At 73.1% G+C, this 12510-nt stretch carries 10 protein-coding genes and 1 tRNA gene; 4 read left to right on the top strand and 7 right to left on the bottom strand.

What is annotated here, in order from left to right; translation table 11 throughout:
* Positions 1–19: 19 nt before the first annotated feature.
* Complete coding sequence (locus QC029_RS11030) at positions 20–688, bottom strand: lytic polysaccharide monooxygenase (RefSeq protein ID WP_279555365.1); 669 nt, start codon at positions 686–688, stop codon at positions 20–22.
* A 312-nt stretch (positions 689–1000) separates the two neighbouring features.
* Between QC029_RS11030 and QC029_RS11025 the strand changes: the two genes are divergently transcribed.
* Positions 1001–1633 carry a bifunctional 2-polyprenyl-6-hydroxyphenol methylase/3-demethylubiquinol 3-O-methyltransferase UbiG gene (locus tag QC029_RS11025; RefSeq protein ID WP_279555364.1) on the top strand — a complete coding sequence of 211 codons (633 nt, stop codon included), beginning with the start codon at positions 1001–1003 and terminating at the stop codon, positions 1631–1633.
* 348 nt (positions 1634–1981) lie between these two features.
* Here QC029_RS11025 and QC029_RS11020 read toward each other — a convergent pair whose 3' ends face one another.
* A complete protein-coding gene (locus QC029_RS11020; protein ID WP_279555363.1) occupies positions 1982–2320 on the bottom strand; it encodes a YciI family protein in 339 nt (112 codons plus the stop codon).
* Between the two features lie 63 nt (positions 2321–2383).
* Positions 2384–3868 (bottom strand): ATP-binding protein, encoded by a 1485-nt coding sequence (locus QC029_RS11015; protein ID WP_279555362.1) that lies wholly within the window; start codon positions 3866–3868, stop codon positions 2384–2386.
* 142 nt (positions 3869–4010) lie between these two features.
* Between QC029_RS11015 and QC029_RS11010 the strand changes: the two genes are divergently transcribed.
* From QC029_RS11010 to QC029_RS11000, 3 genes are all read left to right on the top strand, one after another.
* Positions 4011–4472 (top strand): archease, encoded by a 462-nt coding sequence (locus QC029_RS11010; RefSeq protein ID WP_279555361.1) that lies wholly within the window; start codon positions 4011–4013, stop codon positions 4470–4472.
* A gap of 177 nt (positions 4473–4649) precedes the next feature.
* The gene (locus QC029_RS11005) at positions 4650–5096 is read left to right on the top strand and encodes a DUF2267 domain-containing protein (protein WP_279555360.1); all 447 of its coding nucleotides are present in this window, start codon (positions 4650–4652) and stop codon (positions 5094–5096) included.
* A 44-nt stretch (positions 5097–5140) separates the two neighbouring features.
* On the top strand, positions 5141–6565 hold the full coding sequence (locus tag QC029_RS11000; protein ID WP_336621575.1) for an RtcB family protein: 1425 nt from the start codon (positions 5141–5143) through the stop codon (positions 6563–6565).
* 70 nt (positions 6566–6635) lie between these two features.
* Here the strand turns inward: QC029_RS11000 and QC029_RS10995 are convergent, their stop codons facing one another.
* The 4 genes from QC029_RS10995 to QC029_RS10980 all read right to left on the bottom strand — a co-directional run bounded on the left by QC029_RS10995 (position 6636) and on the right by QC029_RS10980 (position 12417).
* Positions 6636–8852, bottom strand: a complete 2217-nt coding sequence (locus tag QC029_RS10995; RefSeq protein ID WP_279555359.1) for a caspase family protein — start codon at positions 8850–8852, stop codon at positions 6636–6638.
* A 470-nt stretch (positions 8853–9322) separates the two neighbouring features.
* A tRNA-Thr gene (locus tag QC029_RS10990) sits at positions 9323–9396 on the bottom strand.
* Positions 9397–9502: 106 nt separating this feature from the next.
* Positions 9503–11107 (bottom strand): alpha/beta hydrolase, encoded by a 1605-nt coding sequence (locus QC029_RS10985; RefSeq protein ID WP_279555358.1) that lies wholly within the window; start codon positions 11105–11107, stop codon positions 9503–9505.
* A gap of 83 nt (positions 11108–11190) precedes the next feature.
* Positions 11191–12417 (bottom strand): DNA polymerase III subunit delta', encoded by a 1227-nt coding sequence (locus tag QC029_RS10980; RefSeq protein ID WP_279555357.1) that lies wholly within the window; start codon positions 12415–12417, stop codon positions 11191–11193.
* Positions 12418–12510: the final 93 nt, after the last annotated feature.

Here is a 12510-nt window from a genome sequence, read left to right as displayed (position 1 = left end):
CGTGCCGGCGGTCCCCGGCTCAGCCGAAGTTCACGTCACTGCAGATGTAGTAGACCTGGTCCGCGTGCGAGGCCTTCCAGATCGTGTAGACGACATGGTGCCCGCTGCGGCCCGGAGCGCTGACGCCCACCTTGATGTCCGAGGTGGGGGCGTACTTGCCGGTCGTCTTGATCAGCTCCAGATCGCCCCAGCCCAGCCGCTGGGTGACGGGGTCGAAGCCCTGGCGGGTGACGTAGATCTGGAGGTAGTCCGCGCCGTGCCGGGCCTGGTCGTGCAGGTGGACCGTGAAGTCGCGGCCGACGTTCGTCTTCTTCCACTGGCCGGGGGTGTCCATGGCGCGGTACCGGCCGTCGCCCGTGAGCCCGGCGCTGCACAGCTGCCCGTCGGGGATGAACGCCCGGTGGTTGCCGCCGACGTTCTCGCGGTACAGACCGTTCCAGTTCCACATCGCGTTGGTGTCGGTCTGCCACGCCTGCCAGCACATGGGGTCTTCCCGCTGCATGACCGGGTTCTGGAAGTCGCTGCCCCAGCGGAGCCAGCAGCCGTAGTTGCGGGAGGCGGGGTCGACGACCGATCCGTGGGCGGACGCGGTCCCGGCCCACGGGAGCATGCCGAGCAGCACGGCGGCCAGCACGGCGAGGAGACGGGCCGCCCAGCGGCCCCCTAAGACGCGCTCATGACAATTCATCGCAGTCTCTGCCTTCGGGTGTGAGGGGATGGCACTGGGAGCGCTCCCAGTGCGTTACGAGTGCGCTCCCCCACAGCAACAGAGCCGAAACACATTCGATAGAAATTCGACAGAAATCCACTTCCCACACCCCTCCGGGGGCCGCGGCGAGCGGGGGCGGGTCCGTCCGGGAGGCGATCCCGCCGATCGTCCGCGAGGGCTGCGAGGCCCGGTCACCCGCACCGCCGGCCGGACCGGCCGGACCGTCCGCACCGTCCGGACCGGCGGTCGCCGAGGGGACGGCGGACGGCCGGCTGTGGCACCGTCGGCGCCATGCCGTTCGACCACAACGACCACTACCACCGGCTGCTGCTGCGCCAGGTGCCGCCCGGCTGCCGTACCGCCCTCGACGTCGGCTGCGGAACCGGGCGCTTCGCGCGGCGGCTCGCGGACCTGGGGATCGAGGTCGAAGGGATCGACTCGTCGGCCGAGGCGGTCGCGACCGCCCGCGCGGCGGCGGGGGGCCGCCCGGAACGGCGCCGGCCGGGCTTCCGCCACGCGGACGTCACCCGGACCGAACTGCCGCGGGACCGCTACGACCTCGTCTCCTGCCTGGCGAGCCTCCACCACATGCCGTTCGGCACGGTCGCCGCGCTGCGGGACGCGCTGGCGCCCGGCGGCGTCCTGGCCGTCCTGGGCTGTTGTGCGGAGAGGTCGTGGGCGGACCGGGCCTGGAGCCTGGCCGCGGTCCCGGTCAACGCGGGGGCCCGGCTCGCGGTCGCCGCGCGGGAGAGGATCCGCCCGCCCCGCGAACCCCTGTCCGCCGGGGCGCCGGTGAAGCGGCCCGAGATGCCGCTGGAGGAGATCCGGCGGGAGGCGGCCGTACTGCTGCCCGGATCGACCCTGCGCAGACTGCTGTTCTGGCGCTACCTGCTGGTCTTCCGCAAACCCGCCGACGGCGTCTGACCGCCGCGCCCGGCATCCGCCTCCCCGCCTCCCCGGTGGCCCGGCGGAACCGCGCGCACCGGCGAGATCACCGACCCCGGAGTTCGCACCGGGTGAGCGGCCGAACCGCCGGCCAGGGCCGCCTCCTCCGGCTGTCCCCGTCGTCCCGGCCGTCCCCGCCGGGGGAACGCTGACAGACGCCGGTCCCGGAACGGGCCGAACTCCGCTCCAGGGCGCGCCCGTTCCGGGCCGCGAGGGGAACCGCGGCAAACACGCCCGCCGGCCCGGAACCCCGTGGGGCGGGAAGGCGCCCCCGGACACGGACCCGGCCAGCGCGGGGCGAACGGCCGCCCCGGACCGCCCACGGCCTCAGCCGCGCACCCGGGAGGAGTCCACGGCCAGCACCCCGGCCAGCGCGGGGTGCACGCGCCCCGGATCGACCGTCGTTATCCCGTACCTCGCCACCCCGGCCGCCACGAGCGGGTCCCCGGCGGCGATCCGCTCCACCGCCGCCCGGTCGACGCCGCGGACCAGGATCGCTCCCCCGCGCTCCGCGGGCACCGCCCGCCCGGACAGCAGGAAGACGCCCTCGCGGTGGTGGCGCTCCAGGAAGTCCGCACGGGCGGCGGCGTACGGTTCCGCCCGCTCCGGCGAGCCCGTGTACTCCAGCACCAGCAGATGCAGCATCCGCTCCCCCCACACACCCACGTCTCCGGCGGTCCACCGGCCCCTACCCTACGAAACCCCGCGAACCGCCGGGGACCGGCCGCGCTACCGCCCCCGGTACAGCCGGTCGAGGCCGACGAGCACCACGTCCCCGTCCGCCTCCGCCGCGCGCAGCGCCGGGGTGAAGCCCGCGCCGGAGTAGCAGGCGGGCCGGGTGCGGGCGGTGTCCTCGCCGCGCTCGGCGAGCAGCGCGACCAGACGGCGCAGCCGCTCCAGGTGGGAGACGTCCATCACCTCGTCCCAGCGCGCCAGCCCGACCGACAGCAGCGCCCCGGGGCGCTCCCCCGCCGGGCCCCGCACCACGACCTCGGCGGCGGGGACGGAGTCCGCCGGGTGGAGCGGGGAGCCGTGGAGCGCCGTGGCGGGTGTGCCCCCGAAGGTGGCCGGGTCGGCGAACTCCACGGCCCAGTCTCGACACACCTGCGCGAAGTGCGGTGCCGCCACCGCCGCCTCGAAGAAGGGGCGCGCCCGGCGCCACCGGGCCGCGGCGTCGCCCCGCTCCGCCGACGGGCGCCACGGCCGGACGACCGCGTACTCGAAGGCGAGCAGCGGCTCGGCGATCCGCAGCCGGGTGACGTTCGGGCGGAAGGCGTCGGGTTCGGCGCCCAGCAGTCCGCACGCGTGCAGCAGCTCCAGGCAGCGGGAGACGTCGGCCAGCGGGGTGTCCAGGCACTCGGCGATCCCGCCGGTGGTGGAGCACCCCAGGGCGACGGCCGCGAGCGCGGAGTGGCACAGGGCGCGGTCGAGGTGGTCGGCCTCCTCCAGCAGCAGCCTGCCCGCCTCGTGGTGGAGGGGCCTGCGGGGATCGAGGACCGTCCGGCACACCCAGTCGTCGAAGTCGTCCGGGCCGCCGGGGGCGTCGTCCCAGACGTGGTCGCGCCGGTAGGCGGGGGTGCCGCCCACGACGGCGTGCACCAGGAACGCCAGGCGGGGGTCGTCGGCGCCCCAGAAGCGCGCGGCCCGCCGGAAGTCCAGCGGGCGCACCGCCAGTTCCAGGTCGGCCAGCCCGTGCAGCGGCGAGGGCCCGCTGAACAGCCGGTGCATCACCGGCAGGTCGCTGCCGCACAGCAGCAGGCGGGGACGGGCCCCTCCCCCCTCGGCGGCCCGGCGCCGGTGGGCGGCGCAGATCACGGAGGGCAGCGAGGGGCTCTGCCGCACCAGGCGGGGGAACTCGTCGACGACGACCGGCAGCGGCCGTCCGTCCCCCAGCGCCAGCAGGGCGTCGACGGCCGCCTCCCAGCCGCGCGGGCGGCCCTCCGGCGGCGTGCCGGCGTACTCGGCGATCCGCTCGCCCAGGAGGCGCAGGGACTCCGACCGCACCGCCTCCCGCGCACCGAAGTAGAAGCCGCCGGCGGCCTCGGTGAGCGCCCGGAGCAGATACGTCTTGCCCTGCCGGAGGCGTCCCGAGACGGCGCCGAGGCCGGGGCCGGGCCGCGGGTCGGAGGCGAAGGCGGTGAGCGCTTCCCACTCCGCGTCGCGGTCGAAGACCGTATCCGGCTTGGCGTACTGGAGGACATCGGTGCGGGACACGGGTCGCTCCCATCGGTCGGTAGCGCTCCTCCTCCCATTACACCCCCGCCCGCCGGCCGCCGCGACGCGCGTCCGCGCGCCCGCGGGGCGACGATGGAGGAGCGGGCACGAGAAGGGCGGGGAAGGCGGGGAGGACGGGACCATGGCGCGACCGGGACGCGGCGCGCGGCGCGGCGGACACGGCGGCAGGCACCGCGGCGGGCACCGGAGCGTCCCGCACACCGCCGACCTGCGGGTGGAGGCGTGGGCCCCGACCCGCGAGGAGTGCCTGGCGCACGCGGTACGCGGCGTCTGCGAGTCGTTCGCGGACCTGTCGGGGGCCGCCGGACTGCGGCGGCGGGACGTCGAGGTGCGCGCGGGGACGGACGAGGACCTGCTGGTGGCCCTGCTGGACGAGGTGGTGTACCGGCTCGACGCGGAGGGCGAGGTCCCGGCCGACGTGGAGCTGACGCCCGTGCCCGGCGGCGTGCGGGCCGTCCTGCACATGGCCGACGTCGGCTCGCTCGCGGAGACGGGGGCGGCGCCGAAGGCGGTCACCCTGCACGGGCTGGGCTTCGGCCCCGGACCGCGGGGCTGGGAGTGCTCGGTGACGCTCGACGTGTGAGCGGGGCCGAACGGGCCGAACGGGTGACCGCACGGGCCGTCCGCAATACCATGGACGCCAGGACAGGGACGAAGCGGTCATTCCGCCCACCCGGCTCCGCCTCGGACGCGACGGCCGCACGGCGTCCCACGGCGTCCCACGGCGCCCCACGACCTCTTTCTCCGAGGAGGAGGATCCATGTCCGCCACGCACGCGGCCGAATTCGAGCGCGTCATCCACACGGCGAACGTCTGGCTGAAGGCGGTGTCCGAAGCCCTGGGAACCGAGGACCGGCACCTGGCCAACCGCGTCCTGCGCACCTGGCTGCACACCCTCCGCGACCGGCTCACCGTCGACTCCGCCGCCCACTTCGCCGCCCAGCTCCCCGAGCTGCTGCGCGGGGTCTACTACGACGGCTGGGTTCCCAGCGCCGCGCCGGTCAAGTACGACCGCGAGGCCTATGTGAACCGCTTCGCCCAGGAGGCCCTGGTGAGCACCGAGGCGGTCCCCCGGATCGTCCCGGCGGTCACCGAGGCCGTGCGCGGGCACCTGTCGCCGGGGCAGTTGGAGAGGGCGCTCGACCAGTTGCCGCACGACGTCCGCACCCTCCTCGAACCCGCGCCGGCCCCGGCCCCGGCCGGCTGAACGCGCCGCCGCGAAGGGCCCCGGGAACGTCCCCGGAGGGGACCGTGGACATCACCCTGACCGAGGAGAGCCCGTTCCGCTTCCGCATCGGCCGGCGGGGCGCGATGCGCGTGCCCGGTGTCGTGTTCGCCACCCGCGCCCTGCTGCCCGAGGCGGCGGGCGACCGGGCGCTGGAGCAGGTGGCGAACGTGGCCACCCTGCCCGGCGTCGTCCGCGCCTCCTTCGCCATGCCCGACGTGCACTGGGGGTACGGGTTCCCGATCGGCGGGGTGGCCGCCACCGACGTCGACGGCGGCGGCGTGGTCTCGCCCGGCGGGGTGGGCTTCGACATCTCCTGCGGGGTGCGCCTCCTCGCCGCCGGCATCGACCGCGACGGGCTGGCGCCCCGTCTGCGGGAGCTGATGGACCTCCTGGGCGACACCGTCCCGCGCGGCACGGGCCGCGGCGGCCTGTGGAAGCTCCCCGGGCGCCCGGAGATGGAGGAGCTGCTGGCGGGCGGCGCCGGTTACGCGGTCGAGCACGGTCACGGCGTACCGCGCGACCTGACCTTCTGCGAGGACCGCGGCGCGCTGGAGGAGGCCGACCCCTCCCGGGTCGGCGCGCGGGCCGTGGAACGGGGGCTCCAGCAGGTCGGCAGCCTGGGCTCGGGCAACCACTTCCTGGAGGTGCAGGCCGTCGACCGGATCCACGACGAGCGGGCCGCGTCCGCCTTCGGCCTGCGTCCCGGCGGGGTCTGCGTGATGATCCACTGCGGCTCCCGGGGCCTGGGCCACCAGGTGTGCACCGACCACGTCCGCGTCATGGACCGCTCGCTGCGCCGCTTCGGCATCTCCCTCCCGGACCGGCAGCTGGCGTGCGCGCCGGTCGTCTCGCCGGAGGGGCGGGCCTACCTGGGGGCGATGGCCGCCGCCGCCAACTACGGCCGCGCCAACCGCCAGCTGCTCACCGAGGCCGTGCGCCGCGCCTTCGCGTCGGCGGCGGGGGTGGGGGTGGACCTGGTCTACGACGTCTCCCACAACATGGCGAAGACCGAGACCCACGAGGTGGACGGCACACCCCGCCGCCTGTGCGTCCACCGCAAGGGCGCCACCCGCGCGCTGCCGCCCGGCCACCCGGACCTTCCGGAGGAACTCGCCGGAGCCGGGCAGCCGGTGCTGATCCCCGGCACCATGGGCACCGCGTCCTACGTGCTGGTCGGCGAACCCGGCAACGACGCCTTCCTCTCCGCCTGCCACGGCGCGGGCCGGGTCTGGAGCCGCCACCAGGCGCTGCGCCGGGTCCGCGGCGAGGAGCTGCGCGGCCGTCTGGAGGCAGCGGGCGTCGCCGTCCGCCCGTCCTCCTGGCGCGGCCTCGCCGAGGAGACGCCGGAGGCCTACAAGGACGTCGACGCGGTCGCCGCCGCCACCGAGGGCGCGGGCCTGGCCCGCCCGGTGGCGCGCCTGGTGCCGCTGGGCGTGGTCAAGGGATGAGCGGGCCGGCGGGGTCGCGCCGGACCATCCCGCCCGATGCGGCCCCACCGACTGGTTCCGCGCCCCGGGACTACCACTGCTCGATGCTGGCGACAGCCCGCGTCATGACGTCCACCACCCTGTTGACGCCGCTGACGTCCAGGGTGACGTCCTCGACGTCGAGGAACACCTGGTAGGCCCCCTTACTGCCCGGATGGCGCTTGACCCCGGGGAACTTGCCGAAGGTCTTGTCGAGTCTCATGTTGATCGAGTCTCGTGCCGACTTCCCCGACTTGAGGGAGGGGACCGGGAGTTTTTCCGTGACCGAGCACTCGATCTCCAGGGAAGCCTTCCTGGGGCCGCCCATCCTCTTCAGACGGACGACGAGTTCGACCTGGCCCGAGAGACTCATCATCCGGCACTCGCCTTCGGTGGCCGTGTACCTGTTGAGACCCACGTAGAGGGAACCGATGCGGCGGCAGAGGTCCTCCTCCGGGACCTGGTCCGTTCCGCTGGCGATCTGGACGACCGACTCCGCCGCCCGCAGGGGCCCCACGAACTCGACCACCGTCTGCGGCCGGTCGGCCGGGTGCTTGGACGTCGCCCTCCTGTACAGGTCGATCAGGTTCTTGGCCGCCCGGTCGTCGACCCAGCTCGACAACTCGCGCGTCAGGATCTCGATGTTCTTCGTGAAGTTCTCGCCACTCGGATCCCTGCCGGTGACCAGGAAGAACATGAGCTGGGCAAGGCTGAACACATCGACGGTCTCACTTCGCGCCGCCTTGGCGTTCGGCTCGAACAACTGCTCAGGGGCGGCGTAGTTGATCACGCCACCCACTCCGATGTTCGTCGTCACGGTCCGATTGGTCTCGTGGTACGCCAGGTCGAAGTCCGTCAGATACGGGACCTGCCGGCCGTCTCCGGCGAAGCACATGATGATGTTCTCGGGCTTTATGTCCCGGTGCTTCACCTGCTGAGAATGCGCGTGCTGGACGGTCTCGCAGATGTCGATCATGAGACGCAGCACACCCTCCGCGTCCGACCGGTCTATGAAGGCGTTCCGCAGGTTGTCACCGGGGATGGAATCCATGAGGAAACCGAAGGGAGCCGACATCATCTGGTGCACGCGCACGATCCGGGGGTGTTCCAGCTTCCTCATGTTGCTGTACCCGTTGGCGAAGCGTCGGACCTTGACCTCGTCATCGAGTTCGTTGCCGTGGAACACCTTCATGGCATAGCTTCTGCCCTCTTCGTCCTCCAGCTCCCAGACATGACCGTAACCGCCGTGCCCCAAGTGCCTGACAACACGCCCGAACCGGGTGTTCTCGCCGATGCTGATGTCCGCCAGGTTCTTCCGGAACTCCCGTATCCGAATGGCCAGGGAGTTCCAGTCGGGGTTCCTCCGGACGTCAGGCAGCGCCTTCTCCGTCTCCTGGAACCACCTCACCACGGATTCCAGCTCGATGGAGCACTTCTTCCCTCCCTGCCGCAGCCTGACGTTGCGTTCGGAGAGTTCCTTGAGCTGGGTGTAGTGGTACTGGTCGACCAGACTGTGGGCCTTGGCCAGGTTCTGGGCCAGTTCGCTCTTGTCGATCGGCGGCCCCTCCCTCTTGGGAAACCCCCTGCCGAGCACCACGGTACCGGCGATGTCGCCCTTGAAGACCGGCGTCTGGACCTCCGGGGGGATCTCTCCCGCCACCGCCTCGTACACACCCAGCAAGGTGATCTCGCCGTTCCAGTTGACCGCGTCGCCGAGCAGCGCATTGATCAGCGCGTTGGTGAAGACCCCACGCTTGGCGAACTCCTTCGCGTACTGCTCCGGCCTGCAGGCCGCCAGAATGCAGCGGCTCTCGTTGACCGCCGGGACCTCTTGTTCGATGTCTCCGACCTGCAGAGGCCTGCTGTTCGTCCAGCCGAACGCCGAACCGGAATGGCAGCAGTCCAGCACGGCCACCACGTGATTGAACTTCGAACTGGCCGACTCCATCAACTGCGCCAGATGACTGAGCGATATACCGGGGTCGAAGGGCTGTGCATCATGAGTGACCAGATGGCCCGCACTCCCGATCACCTGACCGTGGCCCGCGAAGTAGATGAGGAATATATCCCCCTCTTCCTCACCGTAAGCCACCTCGGATATCGCACGGAGTATGCCGTTCCGCGTCCCTCGGGAGTTCAGCAGCAACTTCGTGTCGAAGTCGTACTGCTCGAGCGAGAGGCAGGTCGCCATTTCGCCGGCATCGTTCACGCACCCGTAGAGGGGGGCATCCGCGTAGTTGTCGATCCCTACGACCACCGCTTTGTTCACGTTCCCCCGATCCGGACCCGAAGGGGGCCCAATCCCGCAAGGAGGCCATGCTATGAGAGGAGGAGCGGGGCTGAACAGCGCCGAACGGAGAGGAATCGGAGGCTTCACGGCTGTTTTCGGCCAATCAATAAGAACGAGCCAGGTGACGGCGCAACGGCGTGTGCGGCGGACTGCCGCAGAGGGCGCGGGGGACGCCAGGGACGCGCAACCCTGTGGTTCCCGCACGTCGCCGGGATCGTACGGAGCCTGCCCGTTCCACCACCACACGGGAGGCCACGGTCCTCCACGAGCGCCCGGAACACCCGACGAAGCCGACCGCGCGCGGGCCGGACCGGCCGCGCATGGGGGACGCCCTCCGGCCGCAGACTGAGACCAGCCCCACCAGAGCGGCCCGCGCCCGGCGCCGCCGCAGGATCACATAACGCGGAAGGGCCCAGGTCACCGAGGTGACCTGGGCCCTTGCCGGAGTGAGCCGCCTAAGGGAATCGAACCCTTGACCTACGCATTACGAGTGCGTCGCTCTGGCCGACTGAGCTAAGGCGGCGATACGTGCGGCGAGCCGCAGCGCGGTTAAGTCTACACAGTGCCCGGGGGTGCCTCGTACCGGGTTCCGGCCCGGCGCGGGACCGGAACCCGGTGCGGGGCGCGGGTCAGGAGCACTTCTTGCCGTCGGCCGGGACCTTGCCGCGCAGCAGGTAGGCGTTGACCGCCGAGTCGACGCAGTCGCTGCCGCGCACGTACGCCGTGTGGCCGTCGCCCTCGTACGTCAGGAGGGTCGCCGAGGAGAGCTGCTCGGCCAGGCCCCGCGCCCACTTGTAGGGGGTCGCCGGGTCGCGGGTGGTGCCGACGACCAGGATGGGGGCGGCGCCCTTCGCCTCGATGCGGTGGGGCTCACCGGTGGGCGGGTGCTGCCAGTACGTGCAGTTCAGGGCGGTCCAGGCGAAGTTGCGGCCGAAGACGGGAGACGCCTCGCGGAAGTCCCGGACGGCCTTCTCCGCCGCCTCCGGGTCCTTGAAGGGGGCGGGGAGGTCGAGGCAGTTCACGGCGGCGTTGGCGTACATGATGTTGCCGTAACCGCCGCCGGCGTCCCGCTCGTAGTAGTCGTCGGCCAGCGACAGCAGCTCCGCGCCGTCGCCCTTCTGCGCGGCGGTGAGCGCCGAGCGCAGCTTGGGCCAGTAGTACTCCGTGTACATGGCGTTCAGCACGCCGACCGTGGCCAGCGACTCGGTCAGGCTGCGCGACTCGCCCGTGGCGACGGGCCTGGCGTCCACGCGCTCGAAGAAGTCGCTCAGCCGCCGGCCCGCCTCCTCGGTGCTCCCGCCGCCCAGGGGGCAGTCGTCGCGCTTGACGCAGTCCTCGGCGAAGGCGGTGAAGGCCGTGTCGAACCCCGCGGTCTGGTCGAGGTTGAGCTGGAGGGAGGTGAGCGAGGGGTCCATGGCGCCGTCCAGGACGAACCGGCCGACGCGGGACGGGAAGAGCCCGGCGTAGGTGGCGCCGAGGTAGGTGCCGTAGGAGGCGCCGACGTAGGTGAGCCTGTCGTCCCCGAGCACCTGGCGCAGGACGTCCATGTCGCGGGCGGCCTCGATCGTCGAGACGTGGCCGAGCAGGTCGCCCTCCCGCTTCTGGCACCCCTTGGCGAACTTCTCGAAGGCCGCCGACAGCCTGCCGACCTCGCCCTTGTCGTCGGGGGTGACGTCGGTGCGGGTGTAGGCGTCCATCTCCTCGTCGGTCAGGCACTCGATGGGCTCGCTGCGGGCCACGCCGCGCGGGTCCATGCCGACGATGTCGTACCGGGCGCGCACCGGGGCCGGGTAGCCGACGCCCGCCGCGAGCTGGACGTAGTCGACGGCGGAGCCGCCGGGGCCGCCCGGGTTGACGTGCAGGCTGCCCAGGCGCTTGCCGGGGCCGGACGCCTTCTTGCGGGTGACGGCGAGCTTCAGGTCCTTCGAGCGGTCCGGCTCGGCGTAGTCCAGCGGCACCCTGAGCTCGGAGCACTGGAAGCCGGGGACACCGCACTCCTTCCAGCTCAGCTTCTGCCCGTAGTACGGCTCGAGGTTCGCCGGGATCGCCTCGGGCAGCGGGTCGAGCGGCGTGGCCGGGCCCACCGCGCGGTCGTCCGAGGGGCGCGACGACGACCGGGAGGGCTCCGCGCTGCGCTCGGGTTCCGGATCGCCCGAACCCGAGCAGCCCGACAGCAACAGCGCGGCCGTCGCGAACGCGACGCCACCGGTACGGAGCAGACGCCTGGTGCACATGACTCCGGAGCGTATACGGACCGGAGCCGTGAGGGGGCGAGCCGACACCGGAAGCCGGCGCGGGGACGCGGGAGGGGCGGGGGTCAGCCCGCCCGGAGCGCCACCGCCATCGCCTCAACGGCCAGCAGGGGGGCGACGTTGCGCTCGACGGCGCGGCGGCACTCCAGCACGGCCTCCATACGGCGCAGCGTCTGCTCCGGACGGGTGGACGCGGCGATCCGCTCCACCGCGTCGCGGACGTCCTCGTTGGCGATCGCCACGGACGAGCCGAGCTGGCGGACCAGCACGTCGCGGTAGAAGGCGGTGAGGTCGAGCAGGGCGAGGTCGAGGGAGTCGCGCTGAGCGCGGGTGGCGCGGCTCTTCTGCCGCTTCTCCAGGTCCTTCATCACGCCCGCCGTGCCGCGCGGCAGGCGGCCCCCCTCGGAGGCGCCGAGCGCGGCGCGCATCTCCTCGGTCTCCTTGGCGTCCGTCTCCTCCACGGCCTCCCTGGCGTCCTCGCCGGCCGCGTCGACCAGTTGCTGGGCGGCCCTGAGCGCGTCCCCGATGTCCTCCATCCGGGTGGGCAGGGCCAGGACGGCGGCGCGGCGCGTACGGGCGCGCGCGTCGGTGGCCAGGCGGCGGGCCCGGTCGATGTGGCCCTGGGTGGCGCGGGCGGCGGCCACGGCCTCCTCCGGCTCGATGCCGTCGCGCCGGATCAGCAGGTCGGCGACGGCGTCCACCGGCGGCGTGCGCAGCACCATGTGGCGGCAGCGGGAGCGGATCGTGGGCAGGACGTCGTCGGCGGAGGGCGCGCACAGCAGCCACACCGTGCGGGGCGCGGGCTCCTCCACGGCCTTGAGGAGGGCGTTGGCGGCCTGCTCGGTGAGCCGGTCGGCGGTCTCGTGGACGACCACCTGCCAGCGTCCTCCGGACGGGGAGAGCTGGGCGCGGCGCACCAGGTCGCGGGTGTCGCCGACGCCGGTGCTGAGGCCGGCCGCGCGGACCACCTCGACGTCGGCGTGCGTGCCGATCAGCGCCGTGTGGCAGCCGTCGCAGAAGCCGCAGCCGGGCACGCCGCCCAGCGCCCGGTCGGGGCTGACGCACTGCAGGGCGGCGGCGAAGGCGCGGGCGGCCGTCCCCAGGCCGGAGCCGGGCGGGCCGGTGAACAGCCAGGCGTGGGTCATCGCCGAGCCGGACGGGCCGGACGACGCCGCCCGGACCGCCTCCTGGCCGGAGGCGGCGGCCGTCACGTACGCGTCGGCGTCGCGCGCGGCGGCGGCGAGCTGCTCCACGACCCTGTCCTGCCCGATCAGGTCGTCCCATACGGCCATGGCCTCGGTGCCCTCCTCCCGCGTGCCGCCCGGTGCGTCCGGTGCCGTTCATTGTTCCGCACGGCGGTGACAGCCGCGGACGGCGGCGTCCCG

The sequence above is a fragment of the Streptomyces sp. DH37 genome (assembly GCF_029813835.1).
GTDB lineage: Bacteria > Actinomycetota > Actinomycetes > Streptomycetales > Streptomycetaceae > Streptomyces.
This window is presented reverse-complemented; position numbering and strand designations above follow the sequence as displayed.